This is a genomic window from Pristimantibacillus sp. PTI5 (genome assembly GCF_048572955.1).
Taxonomy (GTDB): Bacteria; Bacillota; Bacilli; order Paenibacillales; family Paenibacillaceae; genus Pristimantibacillus.
In genome coordinates, this window is sequence record NZ_CP183886.1 from 2,220,537 (window position 1) to 2,241,632 (window position 21,096).

Annotated in this window: 16 protein-coding genes; 2 read left to right on the forward strand and 14 right to left on the reverse strand. The window is 51.0% G+C overall.

The annotated features are described in order from the left end of the window. Positions 1 to 45: 45 nt before the first annotated feature. The 5 genes from ACN6MW_RS10005 to ACN6MW_RS10025 form a co-directional block, all read right to left on the reverse strand. A complete protein-coding gene (locus tag ACN6MW_RS10005) occupies positions 46 to 2,193 on the reverse strand; it encodes an MMPL family transporter (protein WP_419875327.1) in 2,148 nt (715 codons plus the stop codon). Between the two features lie 34 nt (positions 2,194 to 2,227). After that, complete coding sequence (locus ACN6MW_RS10010) at positions 2,228 to 3,373, reverse strand: NAD(P)/FAD-dependent oxidoreductase (protein WP_419875328.1); 1,146 nt, start codon at positions 3,371 to 3,373, stop codon at positions 2,228 to 2,230. A gap of 28 nt (positions 3,374 to 3,401) precedes the next feature. Further along, positions 3,402 to 4,109: a methyltransferase domain-containing protein gene (locus ACN6MW_RS10015; RefSeq protein WP_419875329.1), complete on the reverse strand. Its 708-nt coding sequence runs from the start codon at positions 4,107 to 4,109 to the stop codon at positions 3,402 to 3,404. Continuing rightward, a complete protein-coding gene (locus ACN6MW_RS10020; protein ID WP_419875330.1) occupies positions 4,102 to 5,256 on the reverse strand; it encodes a type III polyketide synthase in 1,155 nt (384 codons plus the stop codon). Before ACN6MW_RS10020 ends, ACN6MW_RS10015 begins: the two co-directional genes overlap by 8 nt. Before the next feature lie 253 nt (positions 5,257 to 5,509). After that, entirely contained in the window at positions 5,510 to 6,433 is a 924-nt protein-coding gene (locus tag ACN6MW_RS10025; RefSeq protein WP_419875331.1) for a helix-turn-helix transcriptional regulator, read from the reverse strand. 255 nt (positions 6,434 to 6,688) lie between these two features. On the opposite strand from ACN6MW_RS10025, the gene ACN6MW_RS10030 reads away from it, so the two are divergent. After that, positions 6,689 to 7,153 carry a GyrI-like domain-containing protein gene (locus ACN6MW_RS10030; protein WP_419875332.1) on the forward strand — a complete coding sequence of 155 codons (465 nt, stop codon included), beginning with the start codon at positions 6,689 to 6,691 and terminating at the stop codon, positions 7,151 to 7,153. Positions 7,154 to 7,302: 149 nt separating this feature from the next. On the opposite strand, the gene ACN6MW_RS10035 is transcribed toward ACN6MW_RS10030, so the two are convergent. The 7 genes from ACN6MW_RS10035 to ACN6MW_RS10065 form a co-directional block, all read right to left on the reverse strand. Next, complete coding sequence (locus tag ACN6MW_RS10035) at positions 7,303 to 8,481, reverse strand: metallophosphoesterase family protein (protein ID WP_419875333.1); 1,179 nt, start codon at positions 8,479 to 8,481, stop codon at positions 7,303 to 7,305. 307 nt (positions 8,482 to 8,788) lie between these two features. Continuing rightward, entirely contained in the window at positions 8,789 to 10,882 is a 2,094-nt protein-coding gene (locus ACN6MW_RS10040; RefSeq protein WP_419875334.1) for a response regulator, read from the reverse strand. Between the two features lie 15 nt (positions 10,883 to 10,897). Further along, a complete protein-coding gene (locus tag ACN6MW_RS10045) occupies positions 10,898 to 11,731 on the reverse strand; it encodes a CheR family methyltransferase (protein ID WP_419875335.1) in 834 nt (277 codons plus the stop codon). Position 11,732: 1 nt separating this feature from the next. Continuing rightward, the gene (locus ACN6MW_RS10050; RefSeq protein WP_419875336.1) at positions 11,733 to 15,407 is read right to left on the reverse strand and encodes a response regulator; all 3,675 of its coding nucleotides are present in this window, start codon (positions 15,405 to 15,407) and stop codon (positions 11,733 to 11,735) included. A 261-nt stretch (positions 15,408 to 15,668) separates the two neighbouring features. After that, entirely contained in the window at positions 15,669 to 16,073 is a 405-nt protein-coding gene (locus ACN6MW_RS10055) for a GNAT family N-acetyltransferase (protein WP_419876317.1), read from the reverse strand. 179 nt (positions 16,074 to 16,252) lie between these two features. After that, positions 16,253 to 16,609, reverse strand: coding sequence for a GIY-YIG nuclease family protein (locus ACN6MW_RS10060; protein ID WP_364154626.1), 357 nt, complete (start codon positions 16,607 to 16,609; stop codon positions 16,253 to 16,255). 64 nt (positions 16,610 to 16,673) lie between these two features. Continuing rightward, the gene (locus ACN6MW_RS10065) at positions 16,674 to 17,585 is read right to left on the reverse strand and encodes a LysR family transcriptional regulator (protein WP_419875337.1); all 912 of its coding nucleotides are present in this window, start codon (positions 17,583 to 17,585) and stop codon (positions 16,674 to 16,676) included. A gap of 122 nt (positions 17,586 to 17,707) precedes the next feature. Between ACN6MW_RS10065 and ACN6MW_RS10070 the strand changes: the two genes are divergently transcribed. Then, positions 17,708 to 18,448, forward strand: coding sequence for an SDR family NAD(P)-dependent oxidoreductase (locus tag ACN6MW_RS10070; protein ID WP_419875338.1), 741 nt, complete (start codon positions 17,708 to 17,710; stop codon positions 18,446 to 18,448). 6 nt (positions 18,449 to 18,454) lie between these two features. Here ACN6MW_RS10070 and ACN6MW_RS10075 read toward each other — a convergent pair whose 3' ends face one another. Together ACN6MW_RS10075 and ACN6MW_RS10080 are read right to left on the reverse strand one after the other, a co-directional pair. Further along, positions 18,455 to 19,318, reverse strand: a complete 864-nt coding sequence (locus tag ACN6MW_RS10075; RefSeq protein WP_419875339.1) for a metallophosphoesterase — start codon at positions 19,316 to 19,318, stop codon at positions 18,455 to 18,457. A gap of 112 nt (positions 19,319 to 19,430) precedes the next feature. Beyond that, positions 19,431 to 20,978: a DUF4153 domain-containing protein gene (locus tag ACN6MW_RS10080; protein WP_419875340.1), complete on the reverse strand. Its 1,548-nt coding sequence runs from the start codon at positions 20,976 to 20,978 to the stop codon at positions 19,431 to 19,433. Between the last annotated feature and the right edge of the window lie 118 nt (positions 20,979 to 21,096).

Consider the following 21,096-nt stretch of genomic DNA (forward strand, 5'->3'; position numbering starts at 1 on the left):
GATAACCTATTAGACGGAAGTTCTTCCATTATGTTTCACCCGGCGCTACTTCAACCAACGCGGCGCCCACCAGTTCCATTTGCCGAGCAGCATCATTAAGGAAGGCACCAGCACCATTCTGACGATCGTGGCATCCAGAAAGATAGCGGCTGCGATGCCGATGCCAAGCTGCTTCACCCCGACTACCTCGCCGAAGGCGAAAGGAGCGGTAACGGCAATCATGATGGCAGCGGCTGCGGTAATAATGCTGCTTACGGATGACAGTCCCTTTCGAACAGCCTGTTCGTTGCTGCCTGTTCTGTCATATTCCTCTTTCATCCGCGAGACAAGAAATACGCCGTAATCCATGCTTATGCCAAAGACGAGACCGAAAATAAAGACCGGAATCATAATCGCGATACTGCCAGGCTCCATCCCCCATCGACCTTCTGTGAAAATCCACGTCAGTATGCCGAAGGAAGCGCCTATGCTCAGCAGATTCAGCAGGATCGTCTTAACCGCGAGGAGCACGGACCGAAAGGCGATAAAAAGGACCATAAAATTGGATAGCAGCAAAAAGAGAAGCACGCGGCCCAAACTGCCGAATATAAGATCATGAACTTCCTGCTGGTATTTCGCTTCGCCGCCCAGCGTGAAATCCAGCGGCGATGACAGCGCTTTTTGCTCCCATCCCCTCACCCACTTCATGGCTGCATCCGAGGATGGCTCGTCCGCTAGGGTCACCTGCAGCAGCAGCCGGTTCCCGCTCAGAAACGGCTGGAGCGCCTTTTCGTATTTCTTCTTTTGCAGCGGCTTCTGGACAAGCGCCGACAGCAGCTCCGGCGAAAGCCTAAGCCCAGAAAATATTGAGTTGACCTCTTTCACGTCCGGATCATGCTTCAACCGTTCCGTCAGCGCAAAGGCTTCCGTCCAATCCGATTGCCGGAGAAACATAGCTCTACCTTCGACAACAACCCAAACCTTCGATTCGGATGGCTGCTCGAATACAGCGGCGTAAACTTCCGCAGCCAGCCGTGAATCGTAGCTTTGCGGCAATGAGGTCTCATCAGGAACAGCTGCCTGCATGTTTCTCAATGGCAGTATGCACAGCAAAAGCAAGCCTGCGGCTAACAAGCCCGTGACAGCCGGTCTCTTCATGACCAAGCGTGCAAGACCCTCCCAAAATCCGGTTTGGACGGCTTTTTTCTTGCCCTTGTTTGCCTTATACAAAACAGGCAGGCACACGGCAAAAAGAGCCGGCAGCAGCGAAAATGCCAGCAGCAGCGATACGGCAACCACAGTCATCGCGCTGAGTGCAATGGAGGAGAACATCGGCAGCGGAATCCAGATGAAGCTAAGCAATCCCAAGAAAACGCTGGCAGCCGACACAAAAACTGCCCTTCCGGCAGTCTTCATCGTTTCTGTCAGCGCCTCGGCAGGGTCTGGGCTCCCTTGGAGTTCTAAGCGGAACCGGCTGACGAGCATCAGCGCAAAATCAATGCTTAAAGCGAGCCCTACCATCGGAATGACATTCAAAACAAAATTGGATAACGCCAGCTTCGTGCCCAACCCGTATAGGAGTCCCATCGCAATCGGCACGCCCGCCACTCCAATCGCAATAGGGATCAGCGCAGTCGCGACTCTTCGAAAAACAAGCCACATGACCAGAAATGCCAGCGGTATGCCGATAAGCTCGGCTTTTGCCAAATCTTTATGGCTAGCTTCATTAACATCCGCCTGGATGGCCGATTTTCCGGTAATCTTGACCGATATTCCGTTGGAGGACGGCAGCAGCCCCTTCAGCTGCTTCAGTACGTTATTCATCCGATAGGGGGGATGCGAGAAAGCAAGGAGCGCGTAAGCATGGTTTTCTTCCAGCATCCCTCGCCGCTCAAGCGGGGACACCAGCTCCTCTAAACCTTCAATCTCCTCAACCCGCTGCAGCACCTGCCCGATAAAACGAAGAAAACGGGCCCGGGTAACACCGTTTTCCTTCTCAAAGAGCAGCAAGACTGGGGCTTCGGCGATATTAAATTCAGATGCCAGCACCTGCTGCACCTGCGCATAGGAGCCATCCTGCGGGTACAAGCCGTGATCCTGAACGACGGTATCCAGCTTCAACGCATAAACGCCCATAAACAATAGGACGGCCGTCCACATGAAAATGAACACCCTCGGAAACCGGAAGGAAAGCTGAGCTAAGCCATTGATCACATCCCTCCGCTCCTTCCGGTATCGATTGCGTTCATTAGGGCCGGTATGGCTTTAATCTGGTTGCGCGCACAAGCGCCTCCGCTATGCCGGGAGCAAGCCTTGCTGCTTGCGGCATCCAGCTCTCGGCATTCGGCATACTGAACAGCCATTGCAGGAGGCTGCCCCAACGCAGCGCGCCCTTAAACTCCCGATGGATCAGCTTCGTGTAAGCCTGCTGCCATCCGGATACCGACAGATCCCCGCGCAAGCAGCTGTCTGCAAGCGGCGCACATAGGACTGCCGACCGCAGCGCCATCGACATCCCGTCGCCGCAAAGCGGCGGGATCATCGCAGCCGCATCGCCGAGCAGCGGAAGCTGATCCCATGCCAGCGGCTTGCGGTTCAAGTAGACCGGCGAGACAGCTGCCTGTGACCCTGATACAGGCTGCGCATGCGCCAGCTTCCGCTGCAGCTTCGGGTTCCGCCTCGCAGCGGCTTGAATAATCGTTAGGATCGTTTTGCCCGCATTGACAAAAGCATCCCGCTGCAGCAATGCCGACGCGTTTACAAGGCCTCCTTCGATCGGACATAACCCTAAATAACCGCCCCGGAAAAAATACAGCTCGATGACCGGCTCCATAACCAAGCCGTGATAATGGGTTTTCAAGCCTATATACGAAGGTTTGGCCGAATCTGCTTGCCGAAAGCCAGGCAGCCCCGCCCGCTTGCTCGCTCCCCAAGCAGCAATGACGGTCCTTGCTTCTACCGTGCCGGCCTGTCCGTTCTGCTTGATATCAATGCTAAAGCCGTGCTTCGCGGGACGGACCGCCGTAACCGTTGTCCCCGTCTCCAGTCTCGCGCCCGCGTGCTGGGCAGCAAGGTGAATGGCGGAGTCCAGGGCGAAGCGGCTTAGCCCCGACGCTTTCCCGGGCAGCGGTATTTCCACCTCGGCGCCATTTTCAAAAATCAACCGTATCCGCTCTATGCTGCTCGGCTCCAATGCCGTTATAGCGTCGCTTATGCCCAGTGCTTGCAGCGTGCTTTGCGACTCCGGAGACAGAAACTCCCCGCATACCTTATGCCGGGGGAAATGCTGACGGTCAAGCAGCAGCGTGTCCCAGCCCTTATCCGCGAGCGACTTCGCTATGCTGCTTCCCGCCAAGCCCGCGCCAAGTACGGCTGCATCATGAATCGTTGTCATTCCGCTCAACTCCGTCAGCTCTGTTTGCCTATTCCTTGCTAATGACGACTGCATAACGAAACAAAGGTCTCCAACTGTAGGAAAGGCCAGGAATTCCAAGCGCATAGCCGAGTTTCTGCAAATCCTTCGCGCGAAAGCCTTTGGCCACCGATAGCGGACCGTCGTTTAGGATATAGCGATTGGAAGAAATCAGCCGCGTCGTCAGCCACACGGCCGCCCACGCAAGCCAGTGGCGATGAATGTCATTAATGACCACGCCCAGCCTTGCGGCATTCAGCATGCTTCGGACGGCATTCGGCAGCTCCCTATCATCAAAATGATGAAGAAATTGCGTTCCCGTCACGATATCCGCACTCTCAGCAGGCATGGCAAACAGGTCTCCCCGCTTAACCTGCACCCTAGGCTCATCCCGAAAAATAAGCCTCGCTTCCTCGCAAGCCTCCTCGGTGACATCCACAAGCCGGATAGCCAGCGTAATCCGCTCTTCATCCGCCCACTTCAGCAGCCGCTTGTTCACGTCGCCGGAGCCGGCACCGATATCCAATACCGATAAGACCCTCGGCTTACCCGCTTGTACCCATAACTTCTTGACGCCATGCACCGTCGGCGCAGAAGCCGCAAAAATCCGGTTTAACCGGCGAAGGTGACGCAGCGCTTCCCGAAGCTCTGAGCCCCCCGCCGAAAAATCATCCATTAATTCCGCAGCCGATGCCCTATTGCGCAGCCCTCTAGACATACGCCCCGTCCGCAGCCGGCTCCCGTTCTTTCTCAAGCACGGCAGGAACATAAGCGATCTTGATCATTTCCGCCGTCAGGCCTGGACCGAAGGCTAAAGCGATGCCGCTCGCCGGTCCCGAGCCGCTCTCCTCAAGATGAAGCCTCATCGCGTTCAGCACGAACAGAATCGTAGCCGAGGATACGTTGCCGTAGTCGCGCAGCACCCCAAGGCTGTGCGCCGTCTGCTCATCCGTAAGCCCGAATTTATTTTGCAAAATATCAATAATCCCCTTCCCGCCCGGATGAATCGCCCATAGCTCCAAATCCTCCTCGCTGCACAGCCGCTCTACCTCGGCAGGAATGAAATCACCGATCAGCTTCGGAATATTCGGGGAAAGATAGAGGTCAAAGCCATGGTTGCCTACCTCCCATACCATCTCTTCTGCGCAGTCGGGAAGCAGGACAGACCGCTCCTGGCCGAGCGTGAAAATAGGCTTGTGAAAGGGCTTGGCCGCCCCAACGACACAGGCAGATGCCCCGTCACCAAAGAAGGAGGCGGCAAACAGCGAATCTCTGTCGCCTGAAGGCTGGATATGCAGCGTGCACAGCTCGACGCAAACGACTAATACATGGGCAGCGCTGTCGGCTGCCACGATTTGGCGGGATAAGCCGATGGCTTTAAGACCGGCGGCGCAGCCAAGGAAATTAAGCGGTATGCGCGTTACCTCAGTCGACAAGCCCAATTCGCGGATCAACGCCGCATCCATTCCGGGCAAAAACTGCCCCGTACAGCTGACCGTTATGAGATGCGTCACGTCAGCAGCCGCAACATCGCCATCAGATAGAGCTTGTCTTGCCGCTTGCAGGCCGAGCGGAACGGATTCCCGCTTATAGACGCCCATCCGCTCAGCCGTCGAAGGGGCCGCCTCCGGCGAAGCGCTTGGCAGATAGCGGCATTCGGCGGCTTCCGCCAGCAGGTTCGGCTCGCAGGTATAGCGGCTTTGCACGCCGCATTGCTTAAATATCCTTCTGCCCCATCGGGCGGAATCCGGCTTTTCGCTCAGCGCATCGACCAGCCTGCGCGCCGTATCGGCTTGGTCTACCAAATAAGGCGGCACCGCCGTGCCCATCCCTAAAATCGCAATACCCGATTGTGCGTTTTTCATATCGTCATCCTTCATCCTCTCTGATAAGCGTGTTCGGACAAGTTTTCTGCTTTTAACAAGTGTATTCCGTATCTCTCCATGATATGAATGTGAATTTTACAGGCATTTCCAATCATTTGTAATAAACATGAAATCTAATTTTCATCTCGTTTTAATGAAAACCGCCTATAATAAAAACAACCCCCTTTTGTAATATATATATGAAGACCCACAGCACCGAATGCTGTGGGTCTCTTTTTGTCCAATGGGACGGTTATTTTATGCGGTAGAGCTCCGCCAGCTTCTTAATATGCCGGGTCAGCTCTTCAATTAAATCGGGAGGCTCTATAACCGTGACTAAGCTGCTGTAGCTTAAAATATTCCGAATAGCCCGCTCCGTAGAGGAATAATGGGTGATGACCGACATGGTGCCATCCGGGTTATCGATTACTTTGTCAAAACCGAATTCATCTCTTACCCTAGTCTTCGCTTCCGGGTGAAATCGCAGCACCGCCCTCACCTTGGTGAAAGTAGCCTGCCCCATGAATTGCTGCTCGACATCCTGCAGGGTATAAGGCCGCCTAACGAATGAATCCGATAAGCTCCGCAACTGAAGAATGCGGGAAAGCCTGAAAACGCGGATAGCTTGCCGGGTAAGGCAATAGCCGTATAGGTACCAAACATATCCCTTTAAAAAAAGCCCCATCGGCTCCACTGTCCGTCCGGTTTGCTGTCCTTTGTTGTCCAGGTAGTCAAAGCGAACCAGCCTAAGCTCCTTTATCGCTTTGTGCAGCGGTTCGATTTTTTCTTTGTCATTGGGGACCGGGGAGAAATCAAAATCCACGTTACCCGCGTTAACCGAACTGGATGAAGCAGGCAATAAAGCGCCTATTCTCTCCAGCAGCCCATGGATATCCCAGCTGTCCGTAGCCGATTGCGCTCCACGCAGCGCTGAAATAATGGATGAAAAGTCATCAAGGGACAAGATTTGTTTGTCTATGCGGTAGCCTGGCATAATCTCATACCCTCCGTCTGATCCGGGAAAGGACACAATCGGAATGCCTGCCTGGTTGATCGAATCCATATCCCGGTAAATGGTGCGCAAAGAAACCTCGAAGCGCTCCGCCAGCTCGGTCGCACTGACGCGGGGTTGGTTCAGTAACGTCATGGTAATGGAGAGCAGACGGTCCAGCTTCATTTGAGGTTCCTCCCATGTGAAATATCACGCGTTTATTTTCTGATTCCCATTACTTTCTGCGTACAGCGGACTAAAACCTTCTTTGCTGCTTTTATCGGAAGCGGCGGAAGAAAGCCTGCAGCTCGGGAGCCAATAGACCCGGCGCATCCAGCGCTGCAAAATGCGTGCCGCGAGAAATCCAATCTTTACAAGCGAACATATATTCGCTATTATATGTGTGGGTATATTTTCCATATAATGAGGAGGACGATAAGGATGGCTGCTCATCAAGTCGATGCGATGGAAAGAGAAGAGCTCAAGCTGGTTGGTTTCTCAATAACGGAAAGTTTGAACCATGTGCTAGAATCGAAAATTGTAGGAGCGCTGCGCGAAGGCTTGCAGCAGCGAATGGACGAAATTGAAAATCCAAAAGGAACCGGAATCTATTTAATTCAAATTTATCCGCAAGACGGCCACTGGACACCCGATGTGCCCTTTCAACATGTGATCGCCTTCGAAGTAACCTCGATTGATAAAATCCCTTATGGCATGATCGCTCATACGGTACCATCCGGCCGCTTCATCAAAATTATACATAAAGGCCATGAATCACAGATTGGTGCAACTTACGATTTTATAAATCATACCTATGGCGAACGGCCGATCGATATTGAATATTGGAGCGATATTCATACCCTGGACAGCGAAGACAGCCAGATCGATATTTATATACCCGCTTAACAAAATAATTCTTTTTTTACCTTCATGGCTTACGGCGCAGCACAAGAAAAAAGCCCGCCGAGCTCCGGCGGGCCTTCTTCTTTATGATCAAAAGCTGCTCCATCACCGTCTCGATCGAGCCATGCCATCCGCTGATTTTGGCGGGCGTATTAGTTCGCCGTTAAATCAATGCCGTAATCTTTTGCGAATACTAAATGAGTGTCGACTTTGACATCGTTACCCGCGGCTTGCAAATTATACACCCGGGCGCCGCGCAGTCTGTTCCGCTCTGCACCTTCCAGCCCATAGGCGCCGAACCCCGTACTTCCGCAGTAACCGAGCATGACGCCGTAATAATTGCCGGAATACGTATTTACATGGTCATGCCCGCAAAATACGCCTTTGACGTCGCCGCGCTCGAGAATTGCGGAGAACATGCCGCTGTTAATCGGGCCCGGACACTCTTCCTCGTTCCGCTCGCCAACGATGCCATGCTTCACTACGGCTCGGGCATGATCGGCTTCCGTTCTGCCATCCACGCTGGCGAACCACATAAACCGGTATTCCCAGAGCGGGATATGGATGAACATGAGTGACGGAATCTTTCGGCCGTGCTGCTTCTCGAGTGCCTCGGACGTTTCGTAATACCAGTTGACTTGATTATTTTTCAGCCAGTCCCATGTCGGATAGCCTTCAAAATCTTGACCGGCGATTTCCTTCGGCGCGTACCTGCCGCTGTCCAGCAGCCACATGTTAAATACGGTTTTTTTACTGTCGTGTCCGCCGATCAACAGATTCATATTCCCTGTACCCGTGATGCCTTTCTCGCCGTTCTCGTTTTTGTTGTATTTATAAGAGCGATAAATTTGCAGCATTGCTTCTTCATTGATGCCGCTGTTTGGCGTGGAATCCTCATCATGGTTGCCGAAGGTAATCGCCCAAGGGATTCCGCGTTCTTCCATTGGCATCGCTATATTATTAATCGCCTTCTTCACTTCGGCCGGCGTGTCGGTTCCGCCGGTTATGTTATCCCCGTTTAAAACGACAAATCCCGGTTTCTCCTCATCCAGCACCCGTTCCATAAGCTGCACCGTGCGCGGGTCGATATCCTCATCGTCCTGCGTATCGTTGAACTGGACGATTTTGAACGTGCCGTCCGAATTGAAATGAAGCTTGGCTTCCCCATTCGGCTTAGCATTCGGTTTTTCATTCTCTTTCGCGAAAGCCGTTCCGGAAAATAGATTTCCGGGAACGCCTGCCGCCCCAGCCGTTAGTGCCAACGCGCTCAAGCCGCCTATTCTCAAAAATTCCTTCCGATTCATGCCCTTCTGTTCATTGCCGCTGCTCAAATGAATACCTCCCGAAAAAGTTGTTCAACACATTTCCATATTAGTATCTGAAATCTATGAAAATGTTTTCGGCGCAATAATTTCGTGTAAATCGCCAAAAATGAGCCGTAAGCCGTAAGCCGCAGGTCCCAAGGCGCGAGGCGGAGCGATGGCCGATAAATTGTACCCGTCCCTATACTCTCTTATTTTAGAATTTTACTCATGAAGATTCGTATACTCCGAATTGAGCGGAATCCAATGGTAGACGAAGAGAGCCAAATAAAGCCGCAGCCTTCCACTTTGGAATCAGGCTGCGGCTTTATTTATGTTAATGGACCTGCTGTTTATGAGGAGCGGTTGATCCGGCACTGTACCGTTCGATCATTTCTTTCAGTATTTGAAAACTAATCGGCTTGCTTATGAGATCCTTCATGCCGACCTCCAAGCATCTCTCCCGCTCCCCCGACAGCACATTTGCCGTCATTGCAACGACAATCGGCTTTTCACCGGCAGGCAGCTCGCCCAATATCCTGCGTGTTGCTTCCAATCCGTCCATTACCGGCATCTGAATATCCATTAGGATCAAATCATAACGGTTCTCCTTAGCCATATGCAGCGCCTGACTGCCGTCCGGGGCCAAATCAGCCTGGTATCCCAGCTTCTCCAGCATCCGCAGCGACAGCGTCTGATTGATTTCATTATCCTCCGCGATCAGAATACGCATCGGGTTTACTCTCATGTTTTCCGTTTCTTCCAGCGCTCCCGTAAGGGAATGATGGATGGCGTCCGAATGCATTCCGGCCTCCAGGACGGGAGCCTCTTGCTCGGTGATTAAGTAATGGGGTTTTACGCGAACCGTGAACATAAAGGTAGCCCCCTTGTCCTCATCCGTGTCCACGCTAATGGTACCGCCCATCATCTGGACCAGGTTTTTGCAAATGGCGAGGCCAAGGCCTGTACCTCCGTATCTGCGGGTCATCGAGGAATCCAATTGCGAGAATGGAAGGAAGAGCAAAGGAAGGTTTTCCCTTGAGATCCCAACCCCCGTGTCTTTTACGGAAATGCCCAGCATAAGCGAGGAGCCTAAGTCGGCTGCCAGCGTTACATCGACATCAATGCTTCCCTCCTTGGTGAACTTCACCGCATTGCCTACCAAATTGATAAGCACCTGACGCAGCTTCGTTATGTCACCTTCTATATACTCCGGCAGCAGCGGGTCCACATAATAATTCATCTGCAAATTCCTTTGTTTCGATTTTGCCGTGAACAAGTCGAATGTCTCGTCAACGCAAGCCGCTATTTGAAAAGGCACTTCCTCAAGCTCCATCTTGCCGGATTCGATTTTGGAATAATCAAGGATGTCGTTGATGACCGACAATAAGGTGTCGCCGCTTTTCATAATAATGTCAGCGTAGCCCCTCTGCTCCTCTGTCAGCTCCGTATCCATCAGCAGCGAGGTCATACCCATCACTCCGGTCAACGGAGTACGGATTTCATGACTAACCACGGCTAGAAACTCCGACTTGGCACGGGACGCGATCTCCGCAGCTTCCTTAGCCGCAACGATCTCTTTCTCATATTGCTTGCGCTGCGTAATATCGCTAATCGTACAGGCATAAATAGGCTCATCTTCGACCATAGCGGTGCCGATTTGAATTTCGGCATCAAAGCAGTATCCGTCTTTGCGCCTGGGCTGGAGTTCGATCAGCTTTCCGAGCATCCCCGTGTCCGGATCACTGGCTTCGCGGGTGTAGTCGATTTCCAGAAAAGAAGGAAGAAGCATGGACATATGTTCTCCGGCAACCTCTTCCTCCAGGTATCCGAACATCTTCTCAAGCGCAGGATTTGCCATAAGAATCATCCCGTTCTGATCAAAGGTGACCATCGTATCCATCGAGGTCTCCCTTACGATTCTGGCCTGCGCTTCCGTCTTGTTCAGTTTATAGGCAGTGCGTAAAAGCTCCTTGTTCATCTTCTCCAATTCCCTGGTTTTCTGATGAAGCAGCTCCGTCTGCAGCTGCAGCTTCCTATTGCTTAAATACATGCTGACGAAGCCTTCGATTTTGGTTCGGAGAATTTGCGGAATAAACGGTTTAATCATATAATCAATCGCGCCAGCGGAATAGCCCGCATAAAAATGCTCGGATTCGCTTCGGGTCGCGGATATAAAAATAATGGGAATCTCTTTGGTCTTCTCTCGGGACTTTATCAAACGCGCGGTTTCGAAGCCGTCCATTCCCGGCATTTGAACATCTAAGACAATGACCGCATACTCGTTCTTAAGCAGGCTCCGCAGCGCTTCCTCACCGGACAAACATTTGACTAAGCGATAACTTTCGTTATCTAATACCGCTTCCAGAGCCAATAAATTGTCCGGATTATCATCAACTAACAAGATGTTGACCTGGACCTCCATCTTCATCACCTGTCTTTCCCTTTATCTCACCTTGCGGTACAGCCGGTTCGGATTGTCCAGCTCCTCGTATGCGTCGGCATGCCGGGTAAAATTAATCGACTCTTTGGTGCCGAGCGCAAGCACGCCAAACCTACTCAAGCTGTCGTACAGCAGGCCATGTACATGATGCTGCAGCTGTTTGTTGAAGTAGATCATGACATTCCGGCATAGAATCACGTTAAACTCGTTGAAAGAGCTGTCCGTAACCAGATTGTGCTGCGCAAAAACAATGTTCCGCTTTAACTCGGTTTGAAAGACAACGGAATCGTATTTGGCCGTGTAATACTGCGAAAAGGAGGCCTGGCCGCCCGACTCCAGGTAATTTCGGGTGTACTGCTTCATTTTGCCGATGGGGTATACGCCCTCTCTGGCAATCTTCAACACGTCGGCACTGGTATCCGTCGCGTAGATCCGCGTTTTCTCATACAAGCCCTCCTCTTGCAGGAGAATGGCCATCGAATATACCTCTTCCCCTGTAGAGCATCCAGCATGCCAGATACGGATTAAGGGCAAAGTCCGGAGAAAAGGCACTACATTCTCGCGAAAGGACTTAAACACCTCCGGATCCCTAAACATCTCCGTCACGTGGATAGTCATATCCGCAAGCAGCCGGTCCATGTATTCGCGGTTATGCAGGATGCACTCCATCAATCCCGAGACGGTGGTCAGCCTCTCCGAGTGGATGCGGTGCCAAATACGCCGGCGTATCGACGAATAGGAGTAATTGCGAAAATCATAGCCATAAAAACGGAACACCGCCTCAAGCAGCAGTTCGATCTCGATCCGTTCCCGTTCATCCTCTTGATTGTTTTCCATCCTATTTATACAACCACACTCTCATTAAAGATAGTAACTGCTCGGTATTGACAGGCTTTGCGATATAGTCCGAGGCACCGGCTTCGACGCATTTGTCCCGGTCATCCTTCATCGCTTTGGCGGTCACCGCTATGATCGGCAGCTTGTCGTATTCAGGCCTCATGCGAATCTCACGCATCGTTTCGTAGCCGTCCATTTCAGGCATCATGATATCCATTAAGATTAAATCCGTTTGCGGATTTTTCTGGAGCTGCTCCAGCGCTTCCTTCCCGTTCTCGGCAAAAGCAATGTTCATCTTGAAGCTCTCGAGCAAGCTGGAGAGGGCGAACACGTTGCGGATATCGTCGTCGACGATCAGGATGTTTTTGCCTTCGAAAATCGTCTCAACGCTGTGCAGCTTACGCAGCATATCCCGTTTCTCTTCCGGCAAATTAGCTTCGACGCGATGCAGGAACAGCGTCGTCTCATCCAATAAGCGCTCCGGCGACTTCACGTCCTTAATGATATTCGTGCCTGCGTATTTGCTCAGGCGCTGCTGTTCCTTCACATCCAGTTTTTTGCCGGAATAAATAATGATAGGCAATTCCCGATTATTCTCATCTTTGCGGATCTCGTCCAGCAAAGCGAAGCCGGACATATCCGGCAGTCCCAAGTCCAGCACCATGCAGTCGAAATGATGCTCCTGAAGCTGTTCTAATGCCTCGCGGCCGGTAGACACCGCCGTTATTAAAATATCGTCATGGCCAATCAGCTCAATGATGCTGTCACGCTGCAGCGCATCATTCTCAACGATCAGCAAACGCTTCAGATTATGTTCCAGAAATGATTCAATATGCGTAAATACCTTGTCCAGCCCATCCTTATCCATCGGCTTCTTCAAGTAGGTCACGGCACCCATGGATAAGCCGTGCAGAATATCGTCAACTATGGAAATGACATGAACCGGAATATGCCGGGTCTCCGAATCTTCCTTCAGCTGGTTCAGAACGGACCACCCGTCAATAACCGGCAATTGAATATCTAACAGAATCGCATCGGGATGGTAAGTGCGGGCATAAGATAAGCCTTTATCGCCTTGCTGCGCCACGATGCCTTTGAATCCTCGCGACCTTGCGATATCCAGCAGCACCTTTGCGAAGCTGACATCGTCTTCGATAATCAAAACGACCCGGTCCTCGGGCCCGATGCTTTGCGAATCGTCTTCTATGACGGAAAGCAGCTTTTCGGCGGCCGCCCGATTTTCTTCCGTCTTAACCAGCATCTCCTCAGAGATGGCTGCCTCCTGAAAAGCCCTGCTTAGAATACTGTCATGCAGCTCGTGCGAGGACTGCTCGCCGTTTACATGGAACTCCGGAAGATAGAGCGTAAAACTGCTTCCGCTGCCTTCCGTGCTGGTTAACTTGATGGCCCCGCCTAGAAGCGCTGCCAGCTCGCGGCTGATGGCAAGCCCTAAGCCGGTGCCGCCGTAAACGCGGCTGGTTGTGCCGTCCACCTGCTGAAAGGCTTCGAATACAAGCTGCTGCTTGTCCGCCGGAATGCCAATCCCGGTGTCCTTAACTTCGAAAGCAATATATTTTCCGATTATATCCGTCCCTTCGAATTCATCCAAATCCGCATTGCGAATCGATAGCGTAACCGAACCCTGCCGGGTGAATTTGAAGGCATTGGACAATAAATTTTTGAGTATTTGCTTCAAACGATGGCTGTCGGTAAAGATTTCTTCCGGCAGCCCCTCCTCAAGGCTCGTCTCGAAAACCACGTCTTTCTGCATGCTGACCGGGACGAAGCTGCGGCGGCAGTACAGCTCCAATTCCGCGAGCGATACATTCTCCGTCACAACATTCATTTTGCCTGCGCTTATTTTGGACAGATCAAGAATCTCATCGATCAGCTTCAGAAGATCGCTGCCTGACGTGTAGATGGTGCCCGCAAATTCAATCTGCTTGCTGGTCAAATTGCCTTCCTTGTTGTCGTGCAGCATTTGGGATAGAATCAACAAGCTGTTGAGCGGCGTACGCAGCTCATGCGACATGTTAGTTAAAAATTCCGATTTGTATTTGGAGGAAAGCGCGAGCTGCACGGCCTGTTTCTCAAGCGCAACTTTTGTCCGCTCGATCTGCTCGTTCTTCAGCTCAGTCTGCTTGATCTGCAGCTCAAGCATGTGGGAATTGTGCAGAAGTTCTTCGTTACTCTGCTCCAGCTCCTCCTGCTGGCTTTGCAGCAGCTCCTCGGATTTTTTCAGCTGCCGCGTTTGTTCCTCCAGCTTCACGTTGTACTGCCTCAGCTCTTTTTGCTGCGAAAGCAGCTCCTCGGACTGCACCTGCAGCTCTTCTCCAAGAGCTTGGGATTCCCTAAGCAGCTCTTCCACCTTCATCCGGCCTAACAGATTGTTTAACACAATGCCGAGGCTGTCCGCCGTCGCATCCAACAATCTGCGCTCGAGCTCGGTGAACGGCCGTATGGAAGCCAGTTCAATTACGGCAAGCAGCTGATTTTGATACTTAACGGGCATGAGCAGCAGCTGATTCGGTACGATATCGCCGAGACCGGCCTGCATCTTAATATAATTTTCCGGTATATCGTTCAATACAAAGGCCTCTCCGCTCTGCGCGCATTCGCCTACCAGACCTTGGCCAAACACAAACAGCTTGTCAAAATCTGCTTCTTCCCCGAATGCAAAAGCACCTTGCAGTTTCAAGAGATTTTTTTCACCAAGCCCCTCCCGGACATAAAGAGCGCCAAACTGGGCGCAGACTAGCGGCGTTATGCCTTGGATAAAGTTGCGGCTTAAGTCTGGAAGGTTGCTGACGCTCTGAATTTCCTTCATCGTGTCGGCAAGGTTAGACTTAACCCAGCTATCCTCCGCCATCCGTGTATTATAAATAAGCTCACGCTCGGCCTTTTCCTCTATCCCTTCCGCTAATCCGTTAAAAACCTTCGCCAAGTCGCCAAACTCGTCGCTCCGGATATTCTGAATGCGGGTAGAAGCATCTACGGTCCCTTGCTCAAACCCCTTTATCATCACCGAAATGCTTTGCAAGCCATCCCCCAGGCTTCTCATATTCCACACCATGGCCCCGATTCCGATCAACAGTCCTATTGCCGTAACGATGTTCATAATCATCATTGTAGCGCGATTATCGGCCACGGATTGATTAAGCATACGGTCCATGGCTTTCCGGTGGAAATCTGCCATTTGGTTGGCGCTGGTCAGCATCTCCTTCTGATAGGCGAGCCCTTCCTCTTGCCGAAGAGCCCTTGCTTCCTCTGGCTTGCCTTGCTTGATCAGCTCAATGGCTTTGGCCGCGTAAGCCACGTACTTTTCGCCCGTCGTCGTCACCCGGTTCAGCACCTGGTCTTCGACTTCCGATTGGGACTTCGCCTTCAATTCTTCAAAGGCCGCCGCTGCCGTTTGTCCCGCTTCCTTCATCATCGGCATGTTGCGGTCCAGATTTTCCTGTGTAGGCAGGATCAGCACGCTTGAAATGCCTTCGGCTATTTGATTGATTTTACCTCTCACCTCATAGGACTTCAGCATTTTCTCATATCTTTCATGCTGAAGACTCTCAAGCTGTTCCGATTGCGATGATAAATTTTTCATGCCTGCCGAGGCAAGTAGGAGCATCACCGACATCAAGATGGTATAGCCGATCATAAACTTTGTTCTGATTTTCATTGCTGGCCCCTCATCCGTCAATAGCATATTATTTCTGTTACTGCTTCAATCATAACTTAAACCACTTGCGATTGGCACAACAAAAGCTTGGGAAAGCCTTCACTGCGCCGACGCAAACAGAGGACAAGTTTCCGAAGAAAACTTGTCCCGGGCATCCTATTTGCGCCATCTGCATTTTGGATCTAATAGACTTACAGTCTATTACCACGTTTTTAACCATTTGAAACAAGGCAGCTGCTTTTTTAAAAAAAATCGCCAATTTTAACTCGGCCTTCTCACCATAAATCGTTCCGCATTATGCTTAAAACCGTATTGTTCATAGAAGCCGTGAGCATCCAGCGTGCCGAGCAAGCCAAAAATCCCTTCATATTCTTCGGTTATTAATTGGATTAACTTCTTCCCGACGCCTGTGCCTCTATATTCCTCATCTATAAAAACATCGCATAAGTAATATACCGTTGCCCAATCCGTAACGACACGGGCATAGCCAATCTGTTTTTCCCCATGATAAACGCCATAAGTATTCGAATGTTTAATGGACTTAACTATGGTCTCCACGGATCTTTGATTGGCCCAATAGCTGCGGGAAAGAAAAGCGCATATCGTATCCAGCTTTAAAAGCTCTTTATTGTCGCTAATGAAATAATCTCCATATACATGTTCGATTTTAATCACATCCTGTTTCGCATTTTCTCATATCCACGATTTTATCTTTAACTATTGCGCCTGCAACTGCTTGAGCTTTGGGTAGACACCTGCAAAAAAACAAAAAACATTCGTTCATCGGAAATTTGACCTTGGGCCCTCTCACCGATGAACGAATGTTTCTGTCATGCCGCTGTGCGTTATTTGTATAAAACCTTTTCTACATTGTACTTTGCTTTGAATTTATTCAGGATATAGGTTTCATAAATTTCCCGTTCGACAGGATCCTCATTGAGGTAAATCTCAATTTTGGCAACCTCATCCCGGTGGTTTTTCATGACCGAAACGCTGTCCTCAAAATGCTTCTTGATTCTCGGTCTCAGCTTTCTCGCTTTGCCGACAAAGAGCAATTCGTCCTTGTCATTGTAAAACATAAAGAAGCCGCCCTTATCTCTGGAAATCAGAATAAAATCAGTAAAACCATAAATATGGCTTAGCTGAGGGTTGCGCTGCTTGGTAATGGTTACATCCGGTTCCGGAATTGTAATATTGATCACGGTCACTCACGTCCTCTTTCGATATAGGACTAAATCTTAACACATCGGACAAGTTAAAACCAATCTATTGCTTAATAAAAGCCGTGCTTTCCGCATCCTCGAGCAGCTCCTGCTTCAAAAACGGATACAGCTTGGTGCTCGCCCGTTTGAGCGGGTATTCAGACGGCTTGGAGAGGATGCCGAACGTCATATCAATCAGGCTGCCGCTTATATCCCGAAAAGTCATTCCTGCGGGAACGGGCTCCAGAACGATTCGCGGCAGCAGAGCAATTCCGAGACCGGCTTCAACAAAATGTTTTAACGCGGTCATGCTTCCAATTTCCATCGTATCCAGCGAGACGTTCCCCGATTCACGCAGAACCATCTCCAGTTTACGCCGGTAAGGACAGGTTTCGGACGTTATGAGCAGCCGATGGCCTGCAAAATCATCCGGCGTTAAGACTGTTTTACGGGCAAGCGGGTGGCTCTCCGGCATAAAGACCGCAAACGTTTCTTTGAACAAAGGTTCAAAATAAAGCTCGGGACCGCGGTCCGGCAAGGCGCAAAGCGCGATGTCCAATTCCCCTGAGAGCAGCCTTTCGCTTAATGCCGGCGTGCCTGCCAATTCCACCGAAACTTTAATTTTCGGAAATTGAGCTAAAAATCGCGCTAAGATTTTCGGTAACCGGAAGCTGGCCGTCGGCTCGGTCACCCCTAGGCGAACATGGCCAACCTCGCCCAATCGGAAATCAGACAAGTTCGTTTGCAGCTGCTCCATATTTCTGACAATTTGCAGGCTCTGCTCGTAAAACAGCCTGCCTGCTTCCGTCAATTCCACCTTTTTGCCTCGCTCAAGCAGTTGTACCCCCAGCCCCGATTCCAGCTTTTGAATTTGCATCGTAACGGTGGATTGCACATAGTTCATATCTTCTGCCGCGCGTATGAAGCTGCCGTGCTTTACGATCATCTGAAACGTTTTTAAGGCTTTGAAATCCATGCTGCACTCCTTATGACCCGTTCATTTTTTTTGAATTAATCATTCATTTTATTCAATTATACAAATGAGTACCTGCCAATTACAATGAAGGCTATAAGGTCAAACATATGGAGATGAACGGCATGGATCTAAAATACAAAACCGCGCTCGTAACAGGTGGAGGCACGGGAATCGGACGGGCTGCCAGCCTGGCGCTCGCCGCGCGCGGGGTCAGCGTCGCCGTGAACTATTCGCGCTCCAGAGACGATGCGGAAGAAACCGTGCGACTCATTACTAATGGCGGCGGACGCGCCGTCGCCATTCAAGCGGATGTCGCAAAGGATATGGAAGTGAGAGACATGGCGGAGCAAGTCGTGCGCCATTTCGGAGCTGTCGATTTGCTCGTCAATAATGCCGGCATTACTCGGCATATCCCCTTTGACGATTTAGAGGGTGCAACCGAGGAGGTGTGGGATGAGCTTTATCAAGTGAACGTTAAGGGAATGTTTTTCTGCGCGCGCGCGGTTGCTCCTTATATGAGAAAGAATCAACAAGGCGCAATTGTCAATCTAGGCAGCATCGCCGGGCAAACGGGACTCGGCTCCTCGCTGCCCTACGCCGTATCCAAAGCGGCCGTTCACGGTTTAACGAAATCGCTGGCACGCGCTTTAGCGCCGGAAATCAGAGTCAACTGCGTTGTCCCCGGCGCCGTAGCGACCAGGTGGTGGGCCGGCAGGGAAGAACAAATGAAAAAGCTCGCCCCTCAAATGCTTCTCAAGCATATTTCAACGCCAGAAGATATAGCCAGCTTGATCTGTACCGCATTGGAGCAAGAAGCGATGACCGGCCAAATGATTACGGTGGACAGCGGTCAAACCTTGTAGGAGGCCTTAGTTCTGCTCTCCAGCCGAAAGCTCGACCAGGACGACCTCCGGCCGATTAAATAACCGCTGCGGAATGATACTGTTGCCGAGTCCGCGGCTAACAATCATCGTCGCATCGCCCTCTGTATATTGGCCTCCGTCATACTTCGGCAGGAAGCCTTGGCCCGGCGCTACCAATCCCCCGAGGAACGGCAGGCGAACCTGTCCGCCGTGGGCATGGCCGGAGAAGGTCAAATCGAAATTATTTTTCACGTATTCCGCAAACAGCTCTGGGCGATGGGACAATAAAATCGTATAACGCTCCTCGGAGCGGTCAACCCCGTCAAGAGCTGCCGCAATATGTTCATTGATTCTTTCCACATCGCCGTCCGCTTCATGGTTAAAGGTCGGATCATCTACGCCTACGATGCGGATTTCCCCGTCTCCCACCTTTACGATCTCGTTAGCATTGCGCATCACATGGACGCCAAGCTCCCTCAGCCCCTTCGCTAATGCCGGGAACCTGGAGCCCCATTCATGATTTCCCGTAACGTAATACACAGGCGCAAGCTCAGTCATTTTGCGCATGAGCATGAGGCTGGTCTCGGCATTGTATTTTCTGCTGTCAACCAAATCGCCGGTCATGACGATCAGATCGGGCTTCAGCTTCTTGACCTTGCGCGTAATGCTGCCCTGCTCCTTCCCGAAGGCTTTGCTGTGCAGATCCGTCAATTGAACGATGCGGTAGGAATCGAATCCTTCCGGAAGCTTAGCTGAGCTCAACTTATATCTCGTAATGCCGATAGCGTTGTTCTCATAGTAGAGAAAGGCAATAACGGCTAAAATAAGAATCGGCAAAAGGATAAGCCACCGTTTTTTGGACATACGCATGAATTCATAGCTCCTTACTGTTGGTCATTTAGCAGCCCGTTCTGCTTCTTATACTAAACGAGGAACGGCAGCAACGACTGCCTCCGGCATAGGAATAGGGATGGAATGCCAGCTATCCTCGACTATAATCCGATTCGTGCGGCGGGTCAAATGAGCCAAGTGCTCTCTGCCTCGATAAATTCCAGGACTGCCATTTCGCATGCCGATGCGCCTTTTCCTGCAGCTGCTCTATTACTTCCTGCAGTCCCGCAAGCTTCGGATGGTCCGCCTGCAGCTTGCGCAGCGCCGGCATCGCGTCCGTCGATAACGTGCCGAGATAAGCGACATCGATCTTCTGGGTTCGCTCGTACCGTTCGCCGTTGTTTGCGGCAATCCGGGCATCCAGGTTGACGTAGTTGATAAGGACGAAAGCAATGATGGAAACGCAGATATATGCCTTGCCCATCGAGAAACGCTCTTTCCATATCCGAATCATCGCAATAACGAGCAAAACGCCTAGATACAGCATGAATCCGTGCACCAGCAGCCTCGTTTGCGTGTATCCGTAGGCTTCTTCATATAACGATAGCCTGCTGTAAGCCGATACAAGCATGATGATCGTACAGCCAATCAGCACCGTAAGCGACAGCTTGCGAATCCGCTCCGCCGCTGCGCTGGTTCGCCGAATCAGATGGAGCCCGCACATGAGCAATACCACGTTGATTAGCGCAACCATAATTAATTCCGCAAAGCCTCTGCGCGCATATTCGGCGTATGCAGCGCCGTCCGGGAGCAGTCCGTTCGCCGCTCCGAATAAATACGAAAACTGAATGGCGACAAACAGGACGTAAACCAAATTAATGCTGATCAGCAGCGTCCCTGCCGTAATCGGATCAAACTCGATTCGTCCGAAAGACTGAACCGTGCCTGGCGCCGAAACCTCGGCAGCCTTATTGGCCGAAGGGACAGCTTTATTGAATAGCAGGCCCCATATGTAGCAAAAAGCATAAAAAGCGAAAAACAGTGCCACGATGATCCGCCAAAGCCCGTTTCCTAAGGAGAACCGCCCCATCACAATTGGGATTTCAAGCAGCCACGATAGAAAAATCTCATCCGCAGATGCCAGCAAAGCGACGACGACAATGAGGATTGGCGCCGAGAGCACCAGCCCCAGCGATATTTTGCCAAGCTTGCTTCTCGTGCCGCGTTCTCCTTTCTCTTTTCCTTTCCAGCGCTCGTTTAGCAGACTGAACGGCACGCCTATAAACGCAAAAGGCTTGATCAAGGCTAAAAATAACAGCTCCGTATAGAATACACCCCTGTACCAGGGCTTTACGCTGCTGCTCGTCATGAGCACCGTTTGGGAAACGATTAGAGCAAACAACGCAAATAAATTAAGCTGCCGAAACAACTGGTTATTATAAATCGCATAGGTCAGCGTAAGCAGAAAAATAGGAATGAACAGCAGCCAGCCCGAGCTCGCCTGCCCCTGCCATTTCTCAAAGCCTCCCATCCTCCCTTTTATGGAATAGAAGAACAAGCCGTAAAACCCAAGGACAAACACCATAACCGAAATGCCGGCAGACGCGCCAACGAACAAATACTGGCTGACCAGACCGAACAAAAGGGCAAGGATGAGCATTTTTTCATACCTTTTTTGCCATGGCGCCGGATCTCTCATGATACACACTCCATTTTCAAACTTAATTTGTTAATTTCCTCCTTTTATTGTAACCTAGAAAACAAGAACAAAAAGTGTAAGTTATAATTGGAAAATTTCATATTTTCAAAAAAGGAGT

Excerpts from the sequence above, each read along its gene's own strand:
- ACN6MW_RS10010 (WP_419875328.1), bottom strand. The coding sequence starts at position 3,373 with ATGACAACGATTCATGATGCAGCCGTACTTGGCGCGGGCTTGGCGGGA.
- ACN6MW_RS10050 (WP_419875336.1), bottom strand. The coding sequence starts at position 15,407 with ATGAAAATCAGAACAAAGTTTATGATCGGCTATACCATCTTGATGTCG.
- ACN6MW_RS10040 (WP_419875334.1), bottom strand. The coding sequence starts at position 10,882 with ATGAAGATGGAGGTCCAGGTCAACATCTTGTTAGTTGATGATAATCCG.
- ACN6MW_RS10030 (WP_419875332.1), top strand. The coding sequence starts at position 6,689 with ATGGCTGCTCATCAAGTCGATGCGATGGAAAGAGAAGAGCTCAAGCTG.
- ACN6MW_RS10075 (WP_419875339.1), bottom strand. The coding sequence starts at position 19,318 with ATGCGTATGTCCAAAAAACGGTGGCTTATCCTTTTGCCGATTCTTATT.
- ACN6MW_RS10015 (WP_419875329.1), bottom strand. The coding sequence starts at position 4,109 with ATGTCTAGAGGGCTGCGCAATAGGGCATCGGCTGCGGAATTAATGGAT.
- ACN6MW_RS10020 (WP_419875330.1), bottom strand. The coding sequence starts at position 5,256 with ATGAAAAACGCACAATCGGGTATTGCGATTTTAGGGATGGGCACGGCG.
- ACN6MW_RS10080 (WP_419875340.1), bottom strand. The coding sequence starts at position 20,978 with ATGAGAGATCCGGCGCCATGGCAAAAAAGGTATGAAAAAATGCTCATC.
- ACN6MW_RS10025 (WP_419875331.1), bottom strand. The coding sequence starts at position 6,433 with ATGAAGCTGGACCGTCTGCTCTCCATTACCATGACGTTACTGAACCAA.
- ACN6MW_RS10070 (WP_419875338.1), top strand. The coding sequence starts at position 17,708 with ATGGATCTAAAATACAAAACCGCGCTCGTAACAGGTGGAGGCACGGGA.
- ACN6MW_RS10065 (WP_419875337.1), bottom strand. The coding sequence starts at position 17,585 with ATGGATTTCAAAGCCTTAAAAACGTTTCAGATGATCGTAAAGCACGGC.
- ACN6MW_RS10045 (WP_419875335.1), bottom strand. The coding sequence starts at position 11,731 with ATGGAAAACAATCAAGAGGATGAACGGGAACGGATCGAGATCGAACTG.